A 24,995-nucleotide genomic window follows, 5' to 3' on the forward strand; every position below is an offset into this window, starting at 1 on the left:
CTGCCCCTACCGGCATGGCTGCCGGCGCTGGACCTGGACGCGACCGCGCCGGCCGAGGTGCGGCGGGCGGCACCGAGCCCGGGCGACGTGGGGCACCGGTGACGGTGCGTCCCCGGGCATCCTGCGATGAGGACGGACGGATGAAGGTGCACGTCGGCGCGCTCCGGCCGGTGGCTGCCGGTCTGTTTGCCGGACTGATGCTGCTGGGCGCCGCCCAGCCGGCGGTCGCCGCTCCGCGTCGCGCCGAGCAGTGGTATCTGGACGAGCTGCGGATCGACCGGGCGCACCAGATCTCCACCGGCCGGGGCGTCGTCGTGGGCGTGGTGGACACCGGCGTCGACGCGGGGCACCCCGACATGCGGGGCCAGTTGCTGGCCGGGGGAAGCACCCGCGATTCCGGCGACGGGCGGAGCGACCCGGACGGTCACGGCACCCACATGGCGGGGATCATCGCGGCCAACGGGACCGGGGTGGTGGGCATCGCGCCCGACGCCCGGATCCTGCCCATCCGGAAGCCCGCCGGCGACGCGTTCACCTCGGACGACTCCGCGCGGGGCATCCGGATGGCCGTCGACGGCGGGGCGAAGGTGCTCAACCTGTCGTACGGCGGTGCCGGAGCCGTGGAGGAGGTCGAGGAGGCCGCGATCCGGTACGCGCTGGAGCGCGACGTGGTCGTGGTGGCCGCCGCAGGCAACGCCCGGCAGGCCGGCCCGGACGTCACCTCACCCGCCAAGATCCCCGGTGTGATCGCGGTGACCGGCACGGTCCGGGGCGGGGGCTTCTGGTCCGGATCGGCCTCGGGGCCGGAGGCGGTGATCGCCGCGCCCGGTGACGAGGTCTACAACATCGGACCGGACCGGGGCTACGGCTGGGGGGACGGCACCTCCGACGCCGCCGCCGTCGTCTCCGGCGTCGCGGCGCTGATCCGGTCGAAGTACCCGAAGCTGTCCGCGCCCGACGTGATCAACCGGATCATCCGCACCGCCCGGGACGCGGGCCCGCCCGGCCGCGACCCCCGGTTCGGCTTCGGCCGGATCGACCCGGTGGCGGCGCTCACCGCCGACGTGCCGGGGGTGTCGGCGAACCCGCTGCTCGGGGCTGCCGCGCCGAGCGCGTCAGCGCCACCGGCCGCCGCCGAGGACGACAACTTCGACGTGACGAAGTACGGCGACCGGGGCGGCCCCACCGACCAGCAGGTGATGGTCATCGGCATCGGCATCGCCGTGGCGCTCGTGGTGGTGATGGCGCTCGTGGCGTTCCTGATCTGGAACCGCCGCCGTCACCGGCGCGAACTGGCCCGGGCCGGCGCGATCCCGGACGAGGACTTGGACCGGCTGAACGGTCAGGGTCCACCGGTGCCCGCCGGTCATGCGGCCGCCTCGCCGCCCGGCTACGGCGCACCCGGCGGCTACCCGCAGCCCGGCGCGCACCCTCAGCAGGGCGGCTATCCCCAGCAGGGCGGCTACCCGCAGCCGGGGGCGTACCCGCCGGGCGAGGGCGCCTATCCGCCGCAGGGCCAGGCCCACCACGCCCCACCCGGCCAGAGCCCCTACGCCCCACCCGGCGACAACCGCTCCTGACCCACACCCCTACCGCCCCGCCCCGCACCGCCCGCGCCCGCCCACCCGGCACGCCCTCGGCCCGACGATCATGAAGTTGGCGGCACATTCGGAGACTTCGCCGCTAACTTCATGATCAGCGAGGCGAGCGCGGGGTGGGGCGGGGGCCAGGGTGGGCGAGGGCGGGGTTTGGGTGGGTTTGGGGTGGGTGGGGTGGCCCCGGGTGTGGGGCGTGGTGGGCGCTGCGTCAGGATGAGACCGATACGCAGGCACAGCCGAGGAGCTCACGATCGCCAGAAAGCCTCAACCCGAGGGCGGCCAGGCCCCCGTCGTCCAGCGGGTCCGTATCCGGTACGCCAAGCGTGGGCCGCTGCGGTTCACCTCGCACCGGGACTTCGCCCGGGCCTTCGAGCGCGCGCTGCGCCGGGCCGGCGTGCCGATCGCCTTCTCCCAGGGGTTCACCCCGCACCCGAAGATCTCCTACGCCTCGGCCGCCCCGACGGGTGTGGCGAGTGAGGCCGAGTACCTGGAGATCGGGCTCCGTGAGCCGGTCGACCCGGCGAAGCTGCGCGAAGCCCTCGACGGCGCCCTCTCACCCGGACTCGACGTGCTCGACGCGGTGGAGGCCACCGGTGGCAGCCTGGCCGACCGGATCGAGGCGTCGTACTGGCGCATCGAGTTGCCCGAGGTCGACCCGAAGGTGCTCGCGCAGGCGGTGGCGGCCTTCACCGCCGCCGACGAGATCCAGGTCGAGCGGATGACCAAGCAGGGGCGGCGTACGTTCGACGCCCGAGCGGCAGTGGTGTCAATCGATGTGATGGCTCCGGCTGAGACGCCTTCCGGGGCGGCGGCCGTACCGTGTGCGATACTCGAACTGGTCGTGCGGCAGGTCACCCCGTCCGTTCGGCCCGATGACGTCCTGTCCGGCCTCCGCGCGGTGGCCGCCCTGGAGCCGCCGGTCACCCCGAAGGTGATTCGGCTGGCGCAGGGCACGCTGACCGCGCAGGGCGAGATCGTCGATCCGTTGGAAGCGGATCGCGACGGGGCAACCATCGGAGAGCGCTGACCGTCGGTCAACGCTCTGGCAGGCAGACTTCGGCGGTCGCGCGTTTGCGCGCCCGGCGGAAACACCTTTGCGGCAACCCTGCGTGGCAGCGCTCACCCGCGCCCGGGGCGGCCAGAACTGGAGAACGTCCATGCTCGAGAACGAGCCCGAGGGCGGCGAACGGACCGGCGCAACGCCGACCGGGACGACCGCCGACAGTGCCGCCACCGCCTCCGGCAGCGCCGCGAGCGCGACCCCGGCCGGCGCCGAGGGAGCCACCACGGAAGGCACCGTGGAGGGCGTCGCCGAGACCAAGCCGCCGGCCCGTAAGCGGGCCAGCCGCCGCAAGGCCGCTCCGCTGAACCAGCCGGAGCAGACCGACGCGCCGGTCGAGGCGTCCGGCACGGTGACCGGCAGCGGCGAGTCGCCGCAGGCCGAGGTGTTCGCACCGATCGCCGGTGAGTTGGACACCGCGCCCAAGACCACCCGGCGGCGTCGTAAGGCGACGCCGGCGAAGGCGGTCGAGGAGCCGGTGGCCGCAGCCGGGGTGGAGGCCGCCTCGGAGGAGGTCGTGCCGCCGGTCAAGGTGACCCGGACCCGTCGCCGCAAGGCCACGCCGGCTGCCGAGACCGTCGCCCCGGACGAGACCGCCGCCGCGGGGCAGGCGCCCGCGGACGGCGTGATCGACGGGCCGGTGTCCGCGCCCGGTGGCGATCTGATCGCCGAGGGACGCGCCGACATCGACGGCGGCGAAGCCGCCGCCCCGGGCGGGGCCGCCACCGAAGAGACCGCCGGGACCGGCGGCCGGACCCGTACCCGCCGGCGCGCCGCCGCCAAGACCACCGCCGCCGGCGACAAGACCACCAGCGGGAGCAGGGCCGCCGCCGGTACGGCGAGCACCGGCGCCGCCGAGAGCACCGTCGAGGACGTCGAGGACGAGGACGCCGAGAGCGAGACCGGCGGGACCGTCGAGGACGCGGGCGCCGCTGCCGCGCGTACCCAGGAGGTCGACCTGGCCCGCAGCGGCGGCCCGGCGGACGCGACGGGCGTCGTGTCGACGGGCGCCGCCGTGCCGCGCGTGGCCGAGGAGCCGGCCGAGACGCCGCCGCCCACCAGCCGCCGCCGTCGTGCCGCGCTCTCCGCGCCGACCGTCCTGTTCATGGCGCCGCAGCCCGACGAGGCGCCGGCCGTCCAGGTGACGTACCCGGCGGCGGAGGAGCCGATCGAGGAAGCGGTCGAGACCGGCCGGCGCCGCCGTCGCGGCCGCCGTGAGGTCGAGCCGGTCGAGGCCGAGGTCGAGCCGGAGGCCGCCGAGGAGGAGTCCGCCGCCGAGGCCGAGGAGGCCGTCGAGGGGGACGAGGACGACGAGACGGCCGCGGGCCGGCGTCGCCGTCGCCGGGGCCGCCGGGGTCGTGGCCGGGGCAAGGGCGGCGCGGACGAGGCCGACGACGAGGACGGCGAGGAGCCCGTCGCGGCCGAGGCCGCCGAGGGCGAGGCCGAGGAGTCCGCGGAGGACGAGGAGGCCGAGGAGGCCGAGGGCGAGGGGATGACCCGTCGCCGTCGCCGTCGTCGCCGCCGGGGAGCGGGGGAGGCGGACACCGCCGCCGAGGACGGTGTGCCGACCGTCGTCAAGATCCGTGAGCCGCGCAAGCCGGTCGACGAGGTGCAGGGTGTCTCCGGCTCGACCCGGCTGGAGGCCAAGCGGCAGCGGCGGCGGGACGGCCGCGAGCAGCGACGTACCCGCCCGCCGATCCTGAGCGAGTCGGAGTTCCTGGCCCGCCGCGAGGCGGTGGACCGGGTGATGGTGGTCCGCCAGCGCGGTGACCGTACCCAGATCGCCGTGCTCGAGGACGGCGTGCTCGTGGAGCACTACGTCACGCGGAACTCGTCCGGCACCATGGCCGGCAACGTCTACCTGGGCAAGGTCCAGAACGTCCTCCCGAGCATGGAGGCGGCCTTCGTCGACATCGGGCGCGGGCGCAACGCGGTCCTGTACGCCGGTGAGGTCAACTGGGACGCCACCGGCCTGGAGGGCCGGGCCCGCTCGATCGAGCAGGCGCTGCGCTCCGGCGACTCGGTGCTGGTGCAGGTGACAAAGGACCCGATCGGGCACAAGGGCGCGCGGCTGACCAGCCACATCGCGCTCTCCGGCCGGCACCTGGTCTACGTGCCGAACGGCAACGCCTCCGGGATCAGCCGCAAGCTGCCCGACACCGAGCGCAAGCGGCTTCGGGACGTGCTGAAGAAGCTGGTGCCGGACGGCGCCGGGGTGATCGTCCGGACCGCGGCCGAGGGCGCCAGCGAGGACGAGCTGGCGCGTGACGTCAAGCGGCTCCAGGCGCAGTGGGAGGACATCCAGGCCAAGGCGACCGAGGGCGGCGCCCCGGTGCTGCTCTACGAGGAGCCGGACCTGGTCATCCGCGTGGTCCGGGACCTCTTCAACGAGGACTTCCGCGAGCTGGTCATCGAGGGCGAGCCGGCGTACGACCTGGTCGAGTCGTACCTGTCGCACGTCTCGCCGGACCTGGTGGCGCGGCTGCGCCGGCACGCCGGGGTGGCGGACGTGTTCGCCGAGTACCGGATCGACGAGCAGATCCTCAAGGGGCTGGACCGGAAGGTCTTCCTCCCCTCGGGCGGCTCGCTGGTGATCGACCGCACCGAGGCGATGACCGTCGTCGACGTCAACACCGGCAAGTACACCGGCTCCGGGGGCAACCTGGAGGAGACGGTCACCCGCAACAACCTGGAGGCGGCCGAGGAGATCGTGCGCCAGCTGCGGCTGCGTGACCTCGGCGGCATCGTGGTGATCGACTTCATCGACATGGTCCTGGAGTCGAACCGGGAGCTGGTGCTGCGCCGGCTCACCGAGTGCCTCGGCCGGGACCGTACGAAGCACCAGGTCACCGAGATCACCTCGCTCGGCCTGGTGCAGATGACCCGTAAGCGCATCGGCGCGGGCCTGCTGGAGGCGTTCAGCGAGACCTGCGAGTGCTGCAAGGGCCGGGGCGTGATCATCCACACCGAGCCGGTGCCGGAGAAGCCGCGCGGCGGGGCGGGGGAGAAGGTCAAGGCGGTCGCCTCGGCTGTCACCGCACCGGTCGAGGAGAAGAGCGGCCGGCGCCGGGGCCGCAAGGCCGCCGCGGAGAAGCCCGCCGTGGAGGCCGCGCCGGAGCCCGCCGCCGTGCAGCCGCCGGCCGTCGAGCCGCCTGCCGCACCGGCCGCCCCGGAGCGGACCGTCGCCGAGGTGGTCGAGACCGACGACGACTACTACGACACCCAGGGCTACGACTTGTCCCGGTTCGAGACGGACACGCCGGCCGCCCCGGCGGTCGCGGACAGCCAGGAGGGCGACTCGGCCCGGCTGGCCGCCGCCGACGACCCGGACGCGATCGGTGACGGCGACAACGACGACGACAGCGGCGCCCCGCGCCGGCGGGCACGCCGTGGTGGCGCCCGGCGGCGTACCCGGCCGTGAGGCTCTGACCTGCTCGAACAGGACCCCTGAATCCGCACGCTATGGGTGGATTCAGGGGTTCTGTCGTGTCCGCTGGCCGCCGGGAGGCCGCGGACCGCGGGCCCGGTTTGGGGGGCGGGCCGGGTATGGCGTACCCTTGCCTGCGGCGCACTTTTGGTGTGCCGAGTTCCCGCGTGCCCGCGCTGCCGGTGTCACGGCTCCCGGCGAGACGCCGTGGGAACGACCGCGAACGGTGTGACAGCCGACTGCGGTGGAATAGACGCCAGTAGCCTCAACGACAGGGAGTCCGCCTCCGATGTACGCGATCGTCAAGACCGGCGGCAAGCAGTACAAGGTCGCCGAGGGCGACGTGATCGAGGTCGAGAAGCTCGCCGGTGCCCCCGGCGACGCGGTGAAGCTCACCGCGGTGCTCCTCGTCGACGGTGACGACCTGGTGACCGACGCGGCGAAGCTCGCGAAGGTCGCGGTGTCCGGCGAGATCGCCGCGCACACCAAGGGCCCGAAGATCCGGATCCACAAGTTCAAGAACAAGACCGGCTACCACAAGCGCCAGGGTCACCGCCAGCCGCTGACCCAGGTCAAGGTGACCGGCATCTCCAGCGGGAAGTAGGTCGTCCTCCAATGGCTCACAAAAAGGGTGCGTCCAGCTCGCGTAACGGCCGTGACTCCGCGGCCCAGCGGCTCGGCGTGAAGCGCTTCGGTGGTCAGGTCGTCAGCGCGGGTGAGATCCTCATCCGTCAGCGTGGCACCAAGTTCCACCCCGGTGACCTGGTCGGCCGTGGCGGCGACGACACGCTGTTCGCGCTGGCCGCCGGTTCGGTGCAGTTCGGCACAAAGCGCGGTCGCAAGACCGTCAGCATCGTGCCGCAGCAGTAGTTCTGAAAGCGTTGCGGGCCGCGGACCTCGAGTCCCGGCCCGCTTCGCTTTTTCACGTGCGGGGCGGACCCCGCTGGAAGGATTGGCGTCGTGACGACGTTCGTTGACCGGGTCGTCCTGCACATGCAGGCCGGCGACGGCGGGCACGGCTGTGTCTCGATCCACCGGGAGAAGTTCAAGCCGTTCGGCGGGCCGGACGGCGGCAACGGCGGCCACGGCGGCAGCGTGTCGCTGGTGGTCGACGCGCAGGTCACCACGCTGCTCGACTTCCACTTCCGGCCGCACCTGAAGGCCGAGAACGGCAAGGGCGGCGCCGGCTCGAACCGGGACGGCGCCAACGGCCGCGACCTGCTCATCAAGGTGCCGAACGGCACCGTCGTGCAGAGCCTCGACGGCGAGGTGCTGGCCGACCTGGTCGGCGTCGGCACCACGTTCGAGGCGGCCCGGGGCGGCCGGGGCGGGCGCGGCAACGCCTCGCTGGCGAACGCCCGCCGCAAGGCGCCGGGCTTCGCCGAGCTGGGTGAGCCCGGCGACCGGCTCGACGTCGTGCTGGAGCTCAAGAGCGTCGCCGACGTGGGCCTGGTCGGCTTCCCCTCGGCCGGCAAGTCGTCGCTGATCTCGGTGATCTCCGCGGCCAAGCCGAAGATCGCCGACTACCCGTTCACCACGCTGGTGCCGAACCTGGGCGTGGTCCGGGTCGACAACCACACCTTCACCGTCGCCGACGTGCCGGGCCTGATCCCTGGTGCGGCCAGCGGCAAGGGCCTGGGCCTGGAGTTCCTCCGCCACGTCGAGCGCTGCGCCGTGCTGGTGCACGTGATCGACACCGCGACGCTGGAGCCCGGCCGCGACCCGCTCGCCGACATCGACGCCATCGAGTCCGAGCTGTCCCAGTACGGCGGCCTGGCCGACCGGCCCCGGCTGGTCGCGCTCAACAAGGTCGACGTGCCGGACGGCAAGGACCTCGCCGACATCGTCCGCCCCGACCTGGAGGCGCGCGGCCTGCGCGTCTTCGACGTCTCCACCGCCACCCGCGAGGGTCTGCGCGAGCTGACGTACGCGATGGCGGAGCTGGTCGAGCAGGGTCGCCGCGCCGCCCCGCCGGCCGAGCCGACCCGGATCGTGATCCGCCCGAAGGCGGTCGACGACGCCGGCTTCACCATCGAGGCCGAGCCGGACGGCTCGTACACGGTGCGCGGCAGCCGGCCGGAGCGCTGGGTCAAGCAGACCAACTTCGACAACGACGAGGCGGTGGGTTACCTGGCCGACCGGCTGGCCCGCCTCGGCGTCGAGGAGAAGCTCGCCAAGGCCGGCGCGCAGGCCGGTGACCTGGTGCGCATCGGCGACCGGGAGTTCGACTGGCAGCCGACGCTCTACGCCGGCGTCGACTTCGTACCCGGTAACCGGGGCACCGACGTGCGGCTGGAGGAGAAGACGAACCGGCCGTCGGCGTCGGACCGGCTGGCGGCCCGCAAGGCCCGCCGGGTCCGGCCGGAGGACGAGGTCGAGGCCGCGCCGGTGGCGGAAGCGGACGCCGAGTAGCCGTTTCCGGGTCGGTGGCGGGAAACCTGCGCGAAATCCGGCCGATCTAGCGTACGGGCATGTTGATCGAGTCCCGTCCCGCCACCGATCCGGAGATCGCCGCGCTCGTCGTCGCCCAGCAGCGTGAACTGCGCGACGCGGACGGCGGGCTGGACGGGCAGGTCACAGTCGTGCACACCGACATCCACTACCTGGCCGCCGTGGTGGGCGGCCGGGCCGTCGGCTGCGGTGGGCTCCAGGCACTCGACGCCGACACCGGCGAGCTGAAGCGGATGTACGTGCGTCCGGCGTACCGGGGGCGGGGCATCGCCCGGCAGATGCTGGTGGCGCTGGAGGAACTGGCGTTCCGGCACGGGCACCGCACGGTGTGCCTGGAGACCGGCACCTACCTGCCGGCCGCGATCGCGCTCTACCGATCAAGCGGTTACGAGCCGATTCCGGTGTACGGCGAGTACGTGGACAACCCGTACAGCGTCTGCTTCGCCAAGCGGCTGCCGGTGGCGGCCTGACCGGTGGCCTGACGCTCGGGGCGGGCGTGGTCGAGGTTGTCCTCCGGCCCGGCGCCGGGCCGGGGCAAACGCCGCACCGGCGTGTCGCGCCTGCTCAAGGGCGGTCGAAGGGTGCCTCCACCGGGGTGCCGGTGCCGAGGTTGTTGTTGAGCAGCAGACCGGCGGCGAGCATGCCGAACCCGAGGACCAGGTGCAGCCAGTTGTCGGCGTCGTTCACCGGCACGAAGTTGGCAGCGGTGTCGCGGTCGATGGCGAAGCCGTACAGCCACAGCACCAGGTAGAGCGCGCCGCCACCGGCCAGGAAGACCCGCGCCCCGGCCAGCCGCCGGGCCATCACGAGCCCGACCAGCCCGAACAGCAGGTGCACCAGGTTGTGCAGCACCGACACCTGGAACACCCCGAGCAGCTTCGCCTCGGAGTGGTGCCCGGCGAACGTCAGCTCGCCGTAGTGCGTGGTGATGCCGGGAATGAAACCGAGCACGCCGATGAGCGCGAAGACGGCGGCCGCCGCGAGGGCGACCTTCTGCACCGCAGGCCGGGCGGGCGCGTGTTCGCGCAGGTCACGTGCCATCCCTGTCACCCCCGTGGAACTCGCCGCCGCCCGGGCGGGCGGGCACCCCATTGTCTGACCGGGGCAGGGCACTCCCGCAGAGAATTCACGAATCAGGCATGGAGCCGCCGACCTGGGGTAGGGCGATTGTCACGCGGAAACAAATCCGCGTACCCCCCGAAGACACCCCGCTGGGAACACACGAGCGGAAGGGACACCATGACTCAGGATCTTTCCCCCAGTTCGGCCACGTACCAGTCGACGAACGGTGGTGGCGGCGTACGTGACCAGGCCCGCCAGGTCGGCTCCGACGCCGCGAACGCGGGCGGCGCCGTCGCGCAGACCGCCAAGGAGCAGGGCCGGGAGGTGGTCGGCGAGGCCAAGCGGCAGGCCCGCGACCTCTACGGCGAGACCCGCACCCAGGTCGCCGCCCAGGCCGGTCAGCAGCAGCAGCGCGCCGCCAGCGGACTGCGCTCGCTCGCCGACGAGATGCGCACCATGGCGCAGCAGGGCGGCGGCTCCGGGCCGGTCACCGAGCTGGCCCACCAGGCGGCCGAGCGCGTGCACGGCGTGGCCGGCTGGCTGGAGCAGCGGGAGCCGGGTGACCTGCTCAACGAGGTGAAGAGCTACGCCCGCCGCAACCCGGGCACGTTCCTCGTCGGCGCGGCGCTGCTCGGCGTGGTCGCCGGGCGGCTCACCCGCAACATCACCGCGCTCGGCGACGACAACAGCGGCGCGCGGCCGGCGTACGACCCGGACCGCACCGCCGTCATCCCGACCGCGCGTGAGGTGCCGGACCAGGTGCCGCCGGGCGGCTACCTCGACCCGACGCCGGGCAGCTACGCCGAGCCGGACCCGGGCTACTCCGCGCCGGGCGCGACCTACCCGACCGGCGGCGCCCCGAACACCTGGGCCGACCCGGCGGGTGGCACCGGTCAGCCGCTGCCGCCGCCGGAGCGCACCGACCCGCTGCCGGGTGTCCCGTCGACCGGCGCTCCCCGCCCGTGACCGGCCGTATCGGCAGAAGGGAGGCGACGGCGTGACCGTACCCACGCAGGACCCCGGCTATCAGGCGGCGGGTGCCCCGCCCCATGCCGACGAGGTGCGCGGCAGCTCGCTCGGCGACCTGATGCGTCAGGTCACCACTGACCTGTCCACGCTGATGCGCCAGGAGGTCGAGCTCGCAAAGGCGGAGATCCGCCAGGAGGGCAAGAAGGCGGGCAAGGCCGCCGGACTGTTCGGCGGCGCCGGCTTCGGCGGCTACATGGTGGCGCTCTTCGTCTCGATCGCGATCTGGCAGTTCCTCGACAACGTCATGGACTCCGGGCTGGCCGCGCTGATCGTGGCCGTCATCTGGGCCGCTGTCGCGGCGGTCCTGTACTCGATGGGCAAGAAGAACGCCGAGCGGATCCGCGGCCTGAAGCAGACGAACGACAGCGTGCAGCGCATCCCCGACGCGCTCAAGCCGCACCCGGAGGGAGTCATCCGATGAGCACCGATCCCGAGCAGATCCGCCGCGAGATCGAAGCCACCCGCAACAACCTCAGCTCGGACGTGGACGCCCTGGCGTACAAGGTCAGCCCGAGCCGCATCGTCGACGACCGCAAGCAGCGCGTACGCAGCGCGCTGACGAACGTGAAGGACAAGGTGATGGGAACCGCATCGGATCTCGGCCACGGCACCGGCCACGCCGCCCACTCGGTGGGCGACCACGCCTCCTCGATGGCGTCCACGGTGGGCGACAAGGCGCAGTCCGCCGCCGCCACGGTGAGCGACGCCGCGCACCGGGCGCCGCAGGTGGTGCGGCGCAAGTCCGAGGGCAACCCGATCGCCGCCGGCGTGATCGCCTTCGGTGTCGGCATGCTGGTCTCCTCGCTGATCCCGGCCACCCGCCGCGAGCAGCAGGTCGCCGCGCAGGTCAAGGAGAAGGCCGCCGAGCACGGCGGCGTCGTCAAGGAGAAGCTGGGTGAGGTCGCCACCGAGCTGAAGGACGAGCTGCGCGAGCCGGCGCAGCACGCCGCCGAGTCGGTGAAGGCCACCGCGCAGGACGCCGCGTACGCGGTCAAGGACGACGGCCGCGCCGCCGCCCAGGACGTCCGGCACAGCGCCGAGCAGGTGCGGTCCTCCTGAAGGTCCGCGCTCTCGGTTGGGAAGGGCCCCTTTTTATCGCCTGGGCGACAAAAAGGGGCCCTTCCTTACACCTCGGCGCGCAGCGGCGGCGGGGGCACCGCCCCGGTCTCCACCCACAGCACCAGATCGTCGGGGCGGCGCCGCGCCATCCGCCGGCGCAGGACCCCTGTGGGGTGGGCCGCCGTCCGCAGCCGGGCGCCCGCGTAGGGCACCCCGCCGCGCAGCCGCCGGCCCACAGCCAGCCACGCGCACAGGCCACGTTCCAGCACCCAGGCGGGCGCGGCCAGGCTCGTGTGCGCCGGGAAGACCCGGGCGCCGCCGGCCCGTCGCCGGCCCAGCTCCGCCACGGCCACCGTCGCCAGTCCGGCGCGCAGCAGCAGCCCGGGCCGGCGGGTGGCGAGCGCGACAGCCGTCGCCGGCAGCACCGTCAGCGCGGCCAGCAGCCACACCGGCCGGGCCGTCTCGTCGTACGCCTGCCGGACGCGCTGCCCGAGGAAGTGCGCGACGGAGGGCGGTAGCCGCCGCACGTACAGCCACGCCGGGGTGGCGGTGCTGCCGCCGTACGCGCGCACGGTCCGGACCAGCTCCAGGTTCTCGAAGAGCACGTCGGGGTCGTAGCCGCCCATCGCCAGGAACGTGCTCCGCCGCACCCCGAGCGTGCCCGGCCAGTCCCCGCCGAACACGCGGGCCAGCAGCGTCCGGCCGGTGTCCCACCAGGCGTGCCAGGGCAGCGGGTCGAAGTGGTTCTGCGGCCGGACCAGGTCCACCCCGTCCAGCAGTTGGTGCACCGCGCACAGGGCCGCCCGGTCGTACCGGACGTCGTCGTCGGCGATCACCACGTGCTCGTGCCGGGCCAGCGCGACGCCGGTGAGCACGCCGAGCACCTTGCCGTTGCGCCCGCGCAGCGCCGGGTCCGGCGGCACGTGCCGGACCAGTCCGCGCCAGGCTTCGGCGTGCCGGGCGAACGACTCCGGCGCCGATCCGTCGACCACCACCACGTCGACCCACCGGCTCAGCTCGCGCAGGTACCCGGTCAGCTCGTCCAGGCCGCCGTCGTCGTGGGCGCGCAGCGGCAGGACGTACGCCATCGGCAGCCGGACCGACGCGGACGCGGCGCCCGCGTCGCGTGGCGGCGCGGCGGTCGGTCGGGTCATGTCGTCTCCCCTCGTGGCGGGTGACGCGACTTGCCCGGAATGCGGCTGCTGAAACCGTTCTGGCCGGCTGTGCCGGTTAGCGCAGCCGGATATCGCGGCCGGCGAGATCGACCCCGGCTCGGCCCGGTTCAGCGCAGCGGGCGTACCCCACCGGCCGGGCGTGCGCCGTCGGCCGGGCGTACCCCGTCGAGCACCAGCCCGCCGGGCGGCAACGCCGGCATGGCCCCGAGGTCGAGCGCCAGGTCCTGCGGCGGTACGCGGTAGCTCATCGCGCCGGTCAGGTTCGTCACCGCCCGCTTCATCAGCTCGATCGTGATCCACTCACCGGCGCAGCGGTGGCCGGTGTCGTGGTCGCCGCCGCCCTGCGGGACCAGGCCGAACGGGTCGTCGCGCCGGCCGGCGAAGCGCTCCGGGCGGAACCGTTCCGGCTCCGGCCACACGTCGGGGTGGTGGTTGGTGCCGTACAGGTCGAGCAGCACCCGCCGGCCCTGCGGGAACGCGTACCCGCGCCACTGGAACGAGCGGCGGACCCGGGCCGCGGCGACCGGGAAGAACGGGTAGTAGCGGCGTACCTCCTGCACGAACTGCTCGGTCGCGGCGTCGTCGCCGGGTAGCCGGTCCCGCCAGTGCGGGTGGTCGTGCAGCGCCAGCGCGGCGAAGACCACGTACCGGTCCACCGCGACGGTGGGGCGCAGCACGTTCAGCAGTTCCACAGCGGCGATCCGGCGCGGCAGCGGCAGCCCTCGTTCGTCCCGGTGCCCGGCCACCACCGCCAGCGTGCTGCCCTCCGGGGCGGGCACCGCGCCCGCGCGTACCCGCTCGATCAGCTCGCCGGCCCAGCGTTGCGCGTGCCGGCGGCCGAGGCGTCCGCGCCAGTGCCGGGGGCCCACCGCGGCCGGCGCCTCGATCATGGCGTGCATCTCGGCGGTGCGGCGCGGCACGTCTGCCTCGGCCAGCGGAACCCCGGCCCAGGCCCAGACCGTACGAGTCAGGATCCGGCCCACCTCGTCGTAGAGCACCACCGGGCCGCTGCCCGCCCAGTCGAGGATCCGGGCCCGCCACTGTTCGTCGAAGATCTCCCCGAGGCGGCGGATCGCGGCCGGCGTCATGATCGACATGAACATCGCCTTGCGGACCAGGTGGGCCTGCCCGTCGAGGCCCTGCACGCCGCCGACGCCGGTGAGCGTGCGCTGCCCGCGCATGGGCATGGCGCCGCGCCGGACGAACCGCTCCTCGTCGTAGAACAGCTCGGCGGCCTCCCGGCCGCGCAGGCAGATGGTCGGCTCCAGCAGCAGCCGGGTCTGGAAGACGTCGCTGCCGAGGCGGTCGCAGCGGGAGCCGACGAAGCGGTAGCCCTCCCGGAGGAACGCCAGCGTGCTGTCCGGGCTCCGGTCGCTCGGCATGGTGCTCATCTCGGCTGCTCCTGACGCGGTTCGGCGGCGCTGCCTGCCTACCCGGGCCGGCGCGGCCGAACCCTCCATTCCAGCAGCTCCGGCCCCCTGGGGGAGGGGCCGGCCACGCGGGCGGGCGCTGGCCCCTCCCCGGGCGCGGAAAAGCTGGTTGGCTCGGGTTCGCGGACCGGCGGGCGACCGGCCCGCCGCCCGCCGGCGCGACGTCCGGCGGGCGTCACCGGCGACGGGGGAGGGCACTGATGCGTGACGACAGGGCGGCACGACGGCACCGCGAGGCAGTGGCCGGGCTGCGCGGCGACGGCCGCGACGGGCCGCTGATCGGCACGCCCCGGCGCGCCGGGTCCCGCCCGCCGCGCTACTTCACCGTGCACCTGGGCTTCGCCGCCGACGATCCGGCCGTCGCGCGGGAGCACGCCGTGGCGTACGCCGAAGCACTCGGCCTGCTCCGCCCGGAGCTGGCGCTCGGGGCGGCGGCGCTGTCCCCGGCGGACGCCTGGCACCGCGCCGAGCGGCTGTTCTGCGACGCCGCCGGGCCCGACGGCGAGCGCTGCGCCGACGTGGCCGGTCACCCCGGCTTCCACCACGCGCCCGGCCCGGGTGGGCTCGGCTGGGGCGACGGTGACTGAGGTGCGCTCAGTCCAGGTCGAACTCGCCGTCCTGGGCGCCCGCGACGAACGCGTCCCACTCGGCCTGCGTGAAGACCAGCACGGGCCCGTCCGGCTCGGCGGAGTTGCGCATACCGATCAGGTCGTCGACGAATGCCACTTCGACCGCTCCCTCGGAGGTGTCGCCCTCTGCCCGTTGCCAAACCGCCCGGGAGAGGTCGAAATCGCCCTTGGGGTGCTGACCCATCGCTGCTCCTCCATCGCCATGCGTAACGAGAAGGCCCGAGCGGACCTCATCGGGCAGGATAAGCGGATGCCGAGCCTCACCCGTGCAGAGGCGACCGCGCGCCGCGCGTCGATCACCGTCGAGTCCTACGATGTGGACCTCGACCTGACCGGCGACGCCGAGCGGTTCCGCTCCGCCGTCACCATCCGGTTCCGGGCCACCCCCGGCGCCGAGACCTTCGTCGACGTCAAGCCGCGCCGACTCCTCGCCGCCCGCCTCAACGGCAACGACCTCGACCCGGCCCTGCTGGCCGGCGACCGGCTGCCGCTGACCGGCCTGGCCGAGGACAACACGCTCACCGTCGAGGCCGAGATGGCCTACTCCAACACCGGCGAGGGGCTGCACCGTTTCGTCGACCCGGCCGACGGCGAGACCTACCTCTACGCGATGTCCTTCCTGGACGACGGGCCGCGCATCTTCGCCGCGTTCGACCAGCCCGACCTGAAGGCGCCGGTGACGCTGACCGTCACCGCGCCGCCGGAGTGGACCGTCGCCGCCAACGGGCCGCTCGCCGACCGCCCCGCGCCCGGGCGCTGGGAGTTCGCCACCACCGAGCCGCTGGCGACCTACTTCGTTTCGCTGATCGCCGGGCCCTGGCACGTGCTGCGCGCCGAGCACGACGGCATCCCGCTCGGCCTCTACTGCCGCCGTTCGCTCGCCGCCCACCTGGACGCCGACGCCGAGGAGATCCTCACCGTCACCCGGCAGTGCTTCGACCGCTTCCACGAGCTGTTCGCCGAGCGTTACCCGTTCGGCAAGTACGACCAGGCGTTCGTGCCCGAGTTCAACGCCGGCGCGATGGAGAACCCGGGCCTGGTCACGATCCGCGACGACTACGTGTTCCGCTCGGCGGTCACGGACACCCAGCGGGAGCTGCGCGCCACCACCATCGCCCACGAGATGGCGCACATGTGGTTCGGCGACCTGGTCACCATGAGCTGGTGGGACGACCTGTGGCTCAACGAGTCCTTCGCCGAATACCTGGGCACCCGGGTCACCGCCGAGGCGACCCGGTTCGACCGGGCATGGACCACGTTCGCCAGCCGCCGCAAGGCGTGGGGCTACACCGCCGACCAGCGTCCCTCCACCCACCCGGTGGCCCCGGAGGAGGTCGCCGACGCCGCGCAGGCGCTGCTGAACTTCGACGGCATCTCGTACGCCAAGGGCGCCAGCGTGCTGCGCCAGCTCGTCGCCTGGCTCGGTGACGAGGCGTTCCTGGCCGGGCTGAACGCGCACTTCGCGGCGCACCGGTTCGGCAACGCCACGCTCGCCGACCTGCTTGCTGCCCTCGGCGCGGCGAGCGGTCGCGACCTGGACGGCTGGGCGGAACGCTGGCTGCGCCGCGCGCAGGTGAACACACTGCGGGTCGACACCGCTGTGGACGCCGACGGGCGGTGGACCGACGTGGCGATCGTGCAGACCGCCCCGGCGAGCCACCCGGTGCTGCGGCCACACCGAATCGGGGTGGCCCACCACTGCGCGGACGGACCGGCGTACCGGTTCGAGGTCGACCTCGACCCCGACGCCGACGGTGGCCGCACGCCGCTGCCGGAGCTGGTCGGGCGGCCCGCCACCGGGCTCGTGCTGCCGAACGCCGGTGACCTGACGTTCGCGAAGATCCGGCTCGATCCGGCCTCGGCGGACGCGGTGCCGCTGCTGCTTCCCGGCCTCGACGATTCGCTGGCCCGGGCGCTGCTCTGGGCCGAGACGCTGGACGCGGTCACCGACGGGGAACGGCCGGCCGGCGCGCTCGCCGAGCTGATCGGGGCGGCGCTTCCCGCCGAGAGCGAGGTGACGATCGTCGAGGACGTGCTGCTGCTCAGTCGCCGGCTGATCGACCGCTACCTCGATCCGCTCGCCCGTGACGCGGCGCTGCTGCGGGTGGCGACCGCCTGCACGGCGCTGCTCGACTCGGCGCCCGCGGGCGGCTCCCTGCAACTGGCGGCGGCGCGGGGCCTGATCGGCGCGACCACCGACACGGTCATGCTGACCGGCTGGCTCGCCGGCAAGGACGTGCCGCCGGGGCTCGCGGTCGACGCCGACCTGCGCTGGGCGGTGCTGCGCCGGCTCGTGGTGCTCGGGGCCGCCGGTGCGCCGGAGATCGACGCCGAGGCCGACGCCGACCGCAGCGCCACCGGTGCCGAGCAGGCCGCCGCGTGCCGGGCCGCGCTGCCCGACGCCGACGCGAAGCGGGCCGCGTGGGAGATCGTCACGCGCAGCACCGAGCTGTCGAACCGGCTCGTCGAGGCGACCGCCGAGGGCTTCTGGCAGCCCGAGCAGGCCGAGCTGACCGCCGGGTACGTGGAGCGCTACTTCACCGACATGCCGGCGACGGCGCGGCTGCGTACCGCGTGGGTGGCCGACGCGGTCACAGTGGCCGCGTACCCCCGCTACGCCGTGTCGCAACCCACCCGGGAAATGGCCGCGGCGCTGCTGGCCCGCGACGACCTCACGCCCGGCCTGCGGCGATGGGTGACCGACCTGGACGACGACATGCGCCGGGCGCTGGTGGCCCGGACGGCGGTGGCCGCCGCGTCGGCCTGACCGGGGGCACGCCGGGCGGGGACCACCCGCCCGGCGTGGCCGACCCCGCCCGAGACCGCCCGCCGCGCGGCCTACGATCGCGGGGTGGAGGAAGACATCCAGCGGGTCGGCATCATGGGCGGCACGTTCGACCCGATCCACCACGGGCACCTGGTGGCGGCGAGCGAGGTGGCCGACCGGTTCGGCCTGGACGAGGTCGTCTTCGTGCCGACCGGGCAACCGTGGCAGAAGGCGGAGGAAGCGGTCACCCCGGCCGAGGACCGCTACCTCATGACGGTGATCGCCACCGCCTCCAACCCGCGTTTCCAGGTGAGCCGCGTCGACATCGACCGGGGCGGTCCCACCTACACCGTCGACACGCTGCGCGACCTGCACGCCGAGTACGGCCCGAAGGCCCAGCTGTTCTTCATCACCGGCGCGGACGCCCTGGAGCGCATCCTCTCCTGGAAGGACCTGGACGAAGCGCTCGAACTGGCCCACTTCATCGGCGTGACCCGGCCCGGTTTCGAACTCACCGACAAGCACCTGCCGGCCGACTCGGTGAGCCTGGTGCAGGTGCCCGCGATGGCGATCTCCTCGACCGACTGCCGCGCGCGGGTCGCCCGGGGGGAGCCGGTGTGGTACCTGGTGCCCGACGGTGTGGTGCAGTACATCGCGAAACGGCGTCTTTACCAGCGGTGATTCGCCCCCGTGTGTCCCGGTTCATGCCTGAAATCGACCAGAACTGACAAGTCGCCGCACGGCCGGGTGTGAGACGCTTGGAGGGTCGCACGGTTGATCGAAGGAGAACGGTGACAGTTTCCGAACGCGCGCACGAGCTGGCGATGGCCGCCGCCCAGGCCGCGGCCGACAAGAAGGCACAGGACATCGTCATCATCGACGTGGGCGACCAGCTCGCGATCACCGACGCGTTCCTGCTGGCCGCCGCTCCGAACGAGCGTCAGGTGCTCGCCATCGTCGACGCCATCGAGGAGCGCCTGCTGGAGCTGCCGGAGAAGGCCAAGCCGGTACGCCGCGAGGGCGAGCGGGGTGGCCGCTGGGTGCTGCTCGACTACGTCGACATCGTGGTCCACGTCCAGCACACCGAGGAGCGCGAGTTCTACGCCCTCGACCGGCTCTGGAAGGACTGCCCGCAGATCCCGTTCACCGATCGCGACCTGGCCGACTCGGCCGCCGGCACCGCCACCGCCGAATGACCCGCCTGATCGTCTGGCGGCACGGCAACACCGACTGGAACGCCGCGAGCCGGGTCCAGGGGCAGACCGACGTGCCGCTCAACGACCTCGGCCGGGAACAGGCGCGCGCCGCCGCGCCGGTGCTGGCCGCGCTGCGCCCGGACGCGATCGTCGCCAGCGACCTGCGCCGGGCCGCCGACACCGCCGCCGCGCTCGCGGCGCTGACCGGGCTGCCGGTCCGCTCCGACGCCCGGCTGCGTGAACGGCACTTCGGCCAGTGGCAGGGCCTCACCCTGACCGAGGCGGCCGAGCGGTTCCCCGACGAGTACGCCCGCTGGCGGGCCGGCGACCCCGACCCCGGCGCCGGCATCGAGCCCCTTGGTGACCTGGGCGCCCGGCTCGGCGCCGGGTTCCAGGACGCGGCCGACCTCGCCGTCGGCGGCACCGTCGTGGTGACCACCCACGGGGGCGGCGCCCGGCAGGGCGTCGGGCACCTGCTCGGCTGGGACCACACGGTGCTGCGCAGCCTCGGCTCGCTGGCGAACTGCCACTGGACCGAACTGCGCCACGACGACGTGCGGGGCTGGCACCTGCGTGCGCACAACGTCGGCCTGATCACCCAGCCGGCGCTCACCGACGCCGTCTGACACCTCCGGCCCCGGCAACTCACAGGGCCATCGGCTAGCGTGCCGGTCATGCCCGTCGCGGTCGTCACCGACTCCACCGCCTACCTGCCCCCCGACGTGGTCCGCGCACGCGGGCTCACAGTCGTCCCGCTGACCGTCGTGCTCAACGGCGCGGAAGGGCTGGAGGGCGTCGAGACCTCCCCGGCCGACGCCACCCGCGCGCTCAGCGGCCGGCGGGTCTCGGTGAGCACGTCCCGGCCCGCGCCCGAACAGTTCGCGCAGGTCTACCGCACGCTGCTCGCCGAGGGCGCCGACGGTGTGGTGTCGGTGCACCTGTCCGCCGAGCTGTCCGGCACCGTCGAGGCCGCCCGGCTCGCCGCCGCCGAGGTCGGCGACGACCGGGTCACAGTCGTCGACAGCCGATCCACCGGCATGGGCCTCGGCTTCCCGGCGCTCGCCGCCGCCGCGGCCGCCGCCGGAGGCGCCGACCTGACCGGGGTACGCGACGCGGCGCTGGACGCGGTCACCAGGACCACCATCTACTTCTACGTCGACACGCTGGAGTTCCTGCGCCGGGGCGGCCGGATCAACGCGGCCGAGGCACTGCTCGGCACCGCCCTCTCGGTCAAGCCGATCATGCACATGCCGGACGGCGCGATCGTGGTCAAGGACAAGGTCCGTACCGCCAGCCGGGGCGTGGCACGCCTGGTCGACCTCGCCGTCGAGGCGGCAGGCGACGCCCAGGTGGACCTCGCCGTGCACCACCTCGCCGCGCCGCAACGGGCCGAGCAGCTGCTGGCGGCGCTGACCGAGCGGCTGGGCGACCGCCTGCACGACACGTACGTCACCGAGGCCGGAGCGGTCGTCGCCGCGCACGCCGGACCCGGGCTGGCATGCGTGGTGGTGCACCGCCGCACGCCCTAGGGTGGCCGGATGAGCCCCCTGTCGTACGTCGTCACCGGCGGCGGGCGCGGCGTCGGACGGGCGATCGTCGAACGGCTGGCCGCCGACGGTGGCACTGTGGTCGTGGTCGAGCGGGACACCAGCGCGCTGGACTGGCTGGCCCGGCATCCACTGGCCGACCGCCTGCACGCCGTCACAGGCGACGCCGGCGACGAGGCGGTCACCGGGCGGGCCGCCGACCGCGCCGAGGCACACGCGCCACTGGCCGGCTGGGTCAACAACGCCGCCGTCTTCCGCGACGCCGACCTGCACCGCGCGCCCGCGAGCGAGGTCGTCGACCTGATCGCGCTCAACCTGCGCCCCGCCGTGGCCGGGGCCGGCACCGCCGTACGCCGGTTCCTGGCCGCACGCACCGGCGGCGCGATCGTCAACGTCTCGTCCCACCAGGCCCGCCGGGCCGTGCCGGGTGCTCTGCCGTACGCCACCGCGAAGGCCGCGTTGGAGGGGCTGACCCGGGCGCTCGCCGTCGACTACGGTCCGCGCGGGATCCGCGCCAACGCCGTCGCACTCGGCTCCATCCACACCGAACGGCACGCCGCCTACCTGGCCGGGCTCGACCCCGTGGAGGTGGCACACGTCGACGCGGAGATGGCCCGGCTGCACCCGCTCGGCCGGATCGGGCGTACCGACGAGGTGGCCGAGGTGGTCGCGTTCCTGCTCTCCGACCGCGCCTCCTTCGTCAACGGCGCGACGGTGCCGGTCGACGGGGGACGGGCCGCGCTCGGGCTGGACCCGGAGGCACGTTGAGCTTCGCCTCCCGGCTGCCCTAGCACAGTCAGGGCTTGATCGGGATCCTGTCCACAGTGCGCCCGCTGTCCACAGGTCAGAGTTCACCGGCCGACTGTTGACGAGCCGTCGCCGTAGCGTCCCGAGCCGTGCCAGACGACCAGGAGACGACGGTACGGCGGCGGCTCGCCCGGCTGTTCGGGTTCACGGATGCCGCCGCCGTCCCGCCGATCCGCGCCGGCCGCTTGGGCGAGTCCGGCCATCGAGCCGGAGAGGCCCAGCCCGGCCCGGATCTCGTCGAGCAGGGCGGCCGAGCGGCGCGGTCCTTCTGGCGGCCCGGCCTTTCCCTGCCCGGGCCGGACGATGCCGTGCCGATCTTCACCGGCGGGTCCGGCGCGAGCCTCGGGGATGCCTCTGGCCGGGCCGGCACCCGCGACCCACAGCCGCCGGGCGAGCAGGACGCCGGTCCGCCTGCTCGGCGTCGGCCCGGTGCCCGAGGGCGGCTCGGGCGTGCGCCGGACGAGATCGAGCCGGGTTTCGGGCTGCGCCCCGGATTCCCGGAGCGCTACGGCGGGCGGGAGCATCCGTTCGGGGCTGATCCGGCCTCCGCCGATCCGGACGCCGACGGCATAGGCGACGCTCCGGCAATCGAGCGCGGGCTCGCGTCGCGACTGCCCGGCCCCGGGGCGTTCGATCCCGGGCGCCGGGGCGTACGCGCGCTCGCGGCGGTGGCCGCAGTGGTGGTCCTGGTGGCCGCCGTCTGGGCGTGGCGCGCGCGTCCCAGCGCCGAGCCCGTCCAGCCGGTCGCGGCTTCCGCCGAGGCGCCGGTGAGTGCGGCGACCGAAACCGTTCCCGGGGTGCCCGCGCCGGCCGGCTCACCCGGTCAGGTGGTCGTCGCGCTGGCCGGCAAGGTCCGGCGCCCCGGCCTGGTCCGCCTGCCTGCGGGCGCGCGGGTGGCCGACGCGATCGAGGCGGCCGGCGGTGCGCTGCCCGGCGTCGACGTGGCGCTGCTCAACCCGGCCCGCAAGGTCACCGACGGGGAGCTGATCCTGGTCGGCGTCACCGCCCCACCCGGGCAGGCCGCGCCCGGCCCGGCGGCCGGTGGTGGTGCACCGGGTGGCTCGGCGGCGCCCGCCGGACCGGTCAACCTGAACACCGCGACGCTGGCCCAGCTCGACGCGCTGCCGGGCGTCGGTCCGGTGCTCGCGCAGCGGATCCTCGACCACCGGGACCGCAACGGCGGGTTCCGGTCCGTGTCCGACCTGCGGCAGGTCGACGGCATCGGCGACGCCCGGTACGAGCAGCTCAAGGAACTGGTGACGGTGTGACCGCCAGACGCGGGCCACGCCCCGCGCCCCTCGACGGTGGCGCGGCCGACCGCGATGTGCCCGACCTGCGGCTGGCCGGGCTGGCGGTTGCGGCCTGGCTCGCCGCGTTGGCCGGGCTGCACCTCACCGTCCGGGTCACGGTGTGGGTGGCCGCCGTCGCTGCCGCGCTCGCCCTGCTCACGGGCCTGCACCTGGGCGGCGTGCTCGGCCGGCCGGGTGCGGCGGTCCGCCGTTACGGCTGGATCGCGGTCGCCGTGCTGCTCGGCGTGCTCTGCGGCGCGGCGGCCACCGGCGCCCGGGTCGCGGTCCGCGACGCCGACCCGATCCGCGCGCTCGTCACCGACAGTGCCCCGGTCACCGCCGAGCTGGTGCTGCGCGACGATCCCCGCCCGGTACGCGGCGCGCCCGGCCGGCAACCGATGCTGCTGGTCCGCGTGGATCTGATCCGGCTCACCGGACCCGACGGCGCCCGCGTCACCGGCCCGGTACGCGCCCTGGTGCTCGCCACCGACCCGGCCTGGCGTCCACTGCTTCCCGGCCAGCGGGTCACCAGCCGGGGGAGGCTGGCCGCCCCGCGCGGCGGTGACCTGACCGCAGCCGTGCTCTCCACCGCCGAACCGCCCACGCTGCGCGGCGACGCGTCGTGGCCGCAACGGGCCGCGGGGGTGCTGCGGGCCGGGCTGCAACGGGCCTGCGAGCCGCTGCCCGACGCGCCGGGCGGTCTGTTGCCGGGCCTGGTGGTGGGCGACACCAGCCGGCTGCTGCCGGAGGTGGAGGAGGACTTCCGGGCCACCGGGATGACGCACCTCAACGCGGTGTCCGGGTCCAACGTGGCGATCGTCGTCGGAGCGGTGCTGCTGCTGGCACGCTGGGCGCGCGCCGGTCCGCGTACCGCCGCCGTGCTCTGCGTCCTCGCGCTCGTCGGGTTCGTCATTCTCGTGCGGCCCTCGCCGAGCGTGGTGCGTGCCGCCGCGATGGGCGCGATCGGGCTCGCCGCGCTCGCCGCCGGGCGGTCCCGGTCGGCGCTGCCGGCGCTCGCCGCCGCTGTCACCGGCCTGGTCCTGTACGACCCGGATCTCGCGGGCGACCCGGGTTTCGCGTTGTCGGTCTGCGCCACCGGGGGACTGCTGCTGCTCGCGCCGGGCTGGCGGGACGCGTTGCGGCGCCGGGGCGTACCGACCGGGCTGGCCGAGGCGCTCGCGGTGCCGGCTGCCGCGCAACTGGCCTGCGGCCCGGTGATCGCCGGGCTGTCCGCGACGGTGAGCCTGGTGGCGGTGCCGGCGAACCTGTTGGCGGTGCCGGCCGTCGCGCCGGCCACCGTGCTCGGCGTGCTGGCGGCGGTGCTGTCGCCGGTGTGGCCGGGCGGTGCGGAGTTCCTGGCCTGGCTGGCGAGTTGGCCGGCGCGCTGGCTGGTGGCGGTCGCCGCGTACGGGGCGGACCTGCCGGCCGGGAACCTGCCGTGGGCGGGTGGGGTGGCAGGCGCCCTGCTGCTGGCGGCGGTGAGCGTGGCGCTGCTGCTCGCCTTCCGCCGACGCCGGGCGAGGCGGCTGATCGCTGTCGTCGCGGTGGCGGTGGTGCTGGGCGCGGTGCCGATCCGGCTGCTCGCCTCGGGCTGGCCGCCGCGCGGCTGGGTGGTGGTGGCGTGCGCGGTGGGGCAGGGGGACGCGGTGGTGCTGCCGGTCGCCGTCGGCCGGGCCGTGGTGGTCGACGCCGGCCCGGAGCCGTCCGGCGTGGACGCCTGCCTGCGCCGCCTTCGCGTACGCGAGGTGCCGCTGCTGGTGGTCAGCCACTTCCACGTCGACCACGTCGGCGGCGTGGCCGGGGTGTTCCGGGGCCGGCGGGTGGGTGCGGTGGTGGGTCCGTCCTGGTCCGAGCCGCCCTTCGGTGCCGCCCAGGTACGCGAGGCGGCCCGCGGGGCAGGTGCGCCGCTGACCCCGGTGCAGGCGGGCTGGCGGTGGTCAGCGGGTGCGGTGGACCTGGTCGCGGTCGGGCCGCCGTACCCGCTGCGGGGCAGCCGGTCGGATCCGAACAACAACTCGCTGGTGCTGGCCGCCACCGTGGGCGGGGTACGGATCCTGCTCACCGGTGACGCCGAGACGGAGGAGCAGCGGGCGATGCTGGAAACCACACCGGCCGCCGCGATCCGGGCCGACGTGTTGAAGGTCGCCCACCACGGGTCGCCGTACCAGGCGCCGGAGTTCCTGGCCGCGGTGCGTCCGGCGGTGGCGCTGGTGTGCGTGGGCGTCGACAACGACTACGGGCACCCCAACGCCGGGCTGCTGGACCGGCTGACCCGGGCTGGTGCGCGGGTGCTGCGTACCGACACCGACGGGGACGTCGCGGCGGTCCGGGGGGATGCCGGCCTCGCGGTGGTGAAACGCGGCGCCGAGTCGGGGCGGCCACGCTGAATCAGGGGAATCTTGTCGCGGTAGATGAGGAATCAAGTCAAATGTCTGGATTTGCGCTGTGTGCGGGCTGCGCCGTCACAGT

General features: G+C 74.4%; 23 protein-coding genes. 19 read left to right on the forward strand and 4 right to left on the reverse strand.

Going from position 1 to position 24,995, the window contains the following annotated elements:
* The first annotated feature begins 140 nt into the window (after positions 1–140).
* From mycP to AC2CHG_RS07680, 7 genes are all read left to right on the forward strand, one after another.
* Entirely contained in the window at positions 141–1,580 is a 1,440-nt protein-coding gene (gene mycP / locus AC2CHG_RS07650; protein ID WP_484524431.1) for a type VII secretion-associated serine protease mycosin, read from the forward strand.
* Positions 1,581–1,905: 325 nt separating this feature from the next.
* On the forward strand, positions 1,906–2,625 hold the full coding sequence (locus AC2CHG_RS07655) for a TIGR03936 family radical SAM-associated protein (RefSeq protein ID WP_135241611.1): 720 nt from the start codon (positions 1,906–1,908) through the stop codon (positions 2,623–2,625).
* Positions 2,626–2,755: 130 nt separating this feature from the next.
* Positions 2,756–6,079, forward strand: a complete 3,324-nt coding sequence (locus AC2CHG_RS07660; RefSeq protein ID WP_484524432.1) for an Rne/Rng family ribonuclease — start codon at positions 2,756–2,758, stop codon at positions 6,077–6,079.
* Positions 6,080–6,374: 295 nt separating this feature from the next.
* Positions 6,375–6,689: a 50S ribosomal protein L21 gene (gene rplU, locus AC2CHG_RS07665; protein ID WP_018787289.1), complete on the forward strand. Its 315-nt coding sequence runs from the start codon at positions 6,375–6,377 to the stop codon at positions 6,687–6,689.
* A gap of 11 nt (positions 6,690–6,700) precedes the next feature.
* Positions 6,701–6,955: a 50S ribosomal protein L27 gene (rpmA, locus tag AC2CHG_RS07670; protein ID WP_013288010.1), complete on the forward strand. Its 255-nt coding sequence runs from the start codon at positions 6,701–6,703 to the stop codon at positions 6,953–6,955.
* Positions 6,956–7,045: 90 nt separating this feature from the next.
* Entirely contained in the window at positions 7,046–8,497 is a 1,452-nt protein-coding gene (gene obgE / locus AC2CHG_RS07675; RefSeq protein WP_484524433.1) for a GTPase ObgE, read from the forward strand.
* A gap of 59 nt (positions 8,498–8,556) precedes the next feature.
* Positions 8,557–9,006, forward strand: coding sequence for a GNAT family N-acetyltransferase (locus AC2CHG_RS07680; RefSeq protein ID WP_463840982.1), 450 nt, complete (start codon positions 8,557–8,559; stop codon positions 9,004–9,006).
* Positions 9,007–9,100: 94 nt separating this feature from the next.
* On the opposite strand, the gene AC2CHG_RS07685 is transcribed toward AC2CHG_RS07680, so the two are convergent.
* Entirely contained in the window at positions 9,101–9,565 is a 465-nt protein-coding gene (locus AC2CHG_RS07685; protein WP_262015209.1) for a DUF4383 domain-containing protein, read from the reverse strand.
* 210 nt (positions 9,566–9,775) lie between these two features.
* On the opposite strand from AC2CHG_RS07685, the gene AC2CHG_RS07690 reads away from it, so the two are divergent.
* From AC2CHG_RS07690 to AC2CHG_RS07700, 3 genes are read left to right on the forward strand one after another with little or no spacing between them, the layout of a single operon-like run.
* Complete coding sequence (locus AC2CHG_RS07690; protein WP_355511797.1) at positions 9,776–10,564, forward strand: hypothetical protein; 789 nt, start codon at positions 9,776–9,778, stop codon at positions 10,562–10,564.
* A gap of 31 nt (positions 10,565–10,595) precedes the next feature.
* Positions 10,596–11,048, forward strand: a complete 453-nt coding sequence (locus AC2CHG_RS07695; protein WP_013288004.1) for a phage holin family protein — start codon at positions 10,596–10,598, stop codon at positions 11,046–11,048.
* Positions 11,045–11,686 (forward strand): DUF3618 domain-containing protein, encoded by a 642-nt coding sequence (locus AC2CHG_RS07700; protein WP_262015127.1) that lies wholly within the window; start codon positions 11,045–11,047, stop codon positions 11,684–11,686. The genes AC2CHG_RS07695 and AC2CHG_RS07700 overlap by 4 nt, the downstream gene beginning before the upstream one ends.
* Before the next feature lie 65 nt (positions 11,687–11,751).
* On the opposite strand, the gene AC2CHG_RS07705 is transcribed toward AC2CHG_RS07700, so the two are convergent.
* A complete protein-coding gene (locus tag AC2CHG_RS07705) occupies positions 11,752–12,840 on the reverse strand; it encodes a glycosyltransferase family 2 protein (protein ID WP_357209388.1) in 1,089 nt (362 codons plus the stop codon).
* Between the two features lie 128 nt (positions 12,841–12,968).
* Positions 12,969–14,252 (reverse strand): cytochrome P450, encoded by a 1,284-nt coding sequence (locus AC2CHG_RS07710; protein ID WP_484524434.1) that lies wholly within the window; start codon positions 14,250–14,252, stop codon positions 12,969–12,971.
* 239 nt (positions 14,253–14,491) lie between these two features.
* Between AC2CHG_RS07710 and AC2CHG_RS07715 the strand changes: the two genes are divergently transcribed.
* The gene (locus AC2CHG_RS07715) at positions 14,492–14,878 is read left to right on the forward strand and encodes a hypothetical protein (RefSeq protein WP_484524435.1); all 387 of its coding nucleotides are present in this window, start codon (positions 14,492–14,494) and stop codon (positions 14,876–14,878) included.
* 7 nt (positions 14,879–14,885) lie between these two features.
* Here the strand turns inward: AC2CHG_RS07715 and AC2CHG_RS07720 are convergent, their stop codons facing one another.
* Positions 14,886–15,104, reverse strand: a complete 219-nt coding sequence (locus AC2CHG_RS07720; RefSeq protein ID WP_013287999.1) for a DUF397 domain-containing protein — start codon at positions 15,102–15,104, stop codon at positions 14,886–14,888.
* 66 nt (positions 15,105–15,170) lie between these two features.
* Between AC2CHG_RS07720 and pepN the strand changes: the two genes are divergently transcribed.
* The 8 genes from pepN (at position 15,171) to AC2CHG_RS07760 (ending at position 24,913) form a co-directional block, all read left to right on the forward strand.
* Complete coding sequence (gene pepN, locus AC2CHG_RS07725) at positions 15,171–17,687, forward strand: aminopeptidase N (RefSeq protein WP_484524436.1); 2,517 nt, start codon at positions 15,171–15,173, stop codon at positions 17,685–17,687.
* Positions 17,688–17,771: 84 nt separating this feature from the next.
* Positions 17,772–18,368, forward strand: coding sequence for a nicotinate-nucleotide adenylyltransferase (gene nadD / locus AC2CHG_RS07730; protein WP_262015132.1), 597 nt, complete (start codon positions 17,772–17,774; stop codon positions 18,366–18,368).
* A gap of 110 nt (positions 18,369–18,478) precedes the next feature.
* On the forward strand, positions 18,479–18,883 hold the full coding sequence (gene rsfS / locus AC2CHG_RS07735) for a ribosome silencing factor (protein WP_013287996.1): 405 nt from the start codon (positions 18,479–18,481) through the stop codon (positions 18,881–18,883).
* Positions 18,880–19,509, forward strand: coding sequence for a histidine phosphatase family protein (locus AC2CHG_RS07740; RefSeq protein WP_262015133.1), 630 nt, complete (start codon positions 18,880–18,882; stop codon positions 19,507–19,509). Before rsfS ends, AC2CHG_RS07740 begins: the two co-directional genes overlap by 4 nt.
* 48 nt (positions 19,510–19,557) lie before the next feature.
* The gene (locus AC2CHG_RS07745) at positions 19,558–20,412 is read left to right on the forward strand and encodes a DegV family protein (protein WP_484524437.1); all 855 of its coding nucleotides are present in this window, start codon (positions 19,558–19,560) and stop codon (positions 20,410–20,412) included.
* Between the two features lie 9 nt (positions 20,413–20,421).
* Entirely contained in the window at positions 20,422–21,198 is a 777-nt protein-coding gene (locus tag AC2CHG_RS07750) for an SDR family NAD(P)-dependent oxidoreductase (RefSeq protein WP_484524438.1), read from the forward strand.
* A gap of 503 nt (positions 21,199–21,701) precedes the next feature.
* A complete protein-coding gene (locus AC2CHG_RS07755; protein ID WP_262015210.1) occupies positions 21,702–22,505 on the forward strand; it encodes a ComEA family DNA-binding protein in 804 nt (267 codons plus the stop codon).
* On the forward strand, positions 22,502–24,913 hold the full coding sequence (locus AC2CHG_RS07760) for a ComEC/Rec2 family competence protein (RefSeq protein ID WP_484524439.1): 2,412 nt from the start codon (positions 22,502–22,504) through the stop codon (positions 24,911–24,913). Before AC2CHG_RS07755 ends, AC2CHG_RS07760 begins: the two co-directional genes overlap by 4 nt.
* Positions 24,914–24,995: the final 82 nt, after the last annotated feature.

It is taken from the genome of Micromonospora sp. ATLC20, from assembly GCF_057196585.1.

Coding starts and splice junctions, on each gene's coding strand:
- mycP (WP_484524431.1), top strand. CDS start 141: ATGAAGGTGCACGTCGGCGCGCTCCGGCCGGTGGCTGCCGGTCTGTTT.
- AC2CHG_RS07660 (WP_484524432.1), top strand. CDS start 2,756: ATGCTCGAGAACGAGCCCGAGGGCGGCGAACGGACCGGCGCAACGCCG.
- rplU (WP_018787289.1), top strand. CDS start 6,375: ATGTACGCGATCGTCAAGACCGGCGGCAAGCAGTACAAGGTCGCCGAG.
- rpmA (WP_013288010.1), top strand. CDS start 6,701: ATGGCTCACAAAAAGGGTGCGTCCAGCTCGCGTAACGGCCGTGACTCC.
- AC2CHG_RS07680 (WP_463840982.1), top strand. CDS start 8,557: ATGTTGATCGAGTCCCGTCCCGCCACCGATCCGGAGATCGCCGCGCTC.
- AC2CHG_RS07690 (WP_355511797.1), top strand. CDS start 9,776: ATGACTCAGGATCTTTCCCCCAGTTCGGCCACGTACCAGTCGACGAAC.
- AC2CHG_RS07700 (WP_262015127.1), top strand. CDS start 11,045: ATGAGCACCGATCCCGAGCAGATCCGCCGCGAGATCGAAGCCACCCGC.
- AC2CHG_RS07705 (WP_357209388.1), bottom strand. CDS start 12,840: ATGACCCGACCGACCGCCGCGCCGCCACGCGACGCGGGCGCCGCGTCC.
- AC2CHG_RS07710 (WP_484524434.1), bottom strand. CDS start 14,252: ATGAGCACCATGCCGAGCGACCGGAGCCCGGACAGCACGCTGGCGTTC.
- AC2CHG_RS07715 (WP_484524435.1), top strand. CDS start 14,492: ATGCGTGACGACAGGGCGGCACGACGGCACCGCGAGGCAGTGGCCGGG.
- AC2CHG_RS07720 (WP_013287999.1), bottom strand. CDS start 15,104: ATGGGTCAGCACCCCAAGGGCGATTTCGACCTCTCCCGGGCGGTTTGG.
- pepN (WP_484524436.1), top strand. CDS start 15,171: ATGCCGAGCCTCACCCGTGCAGAGGCGACCGCGCGCCGCGCGTCGATC.
- AC2CHG_RS07740 (WP_262015133.1), top strand. CDS start 18,880: ATGACCCGCCTGATCGTCTGGCGGCACGGCAACACCGACTGGAACGCC.
- AC2CHG_RS07745 (WP_484524437.1), top strand. CDS start 19,558: ATGCCCGTCGCGGTCGTCACCGACTCCACCGCCTACCTGCCCCCCGAC.
- AC2CHG_RS07750 (WP_484524438.1), top strand. CDS start 20,422: ATGAGCCCCCTGTCGTACGTCGTCACCGGCGGCGGGCGCGGCGTCGGA.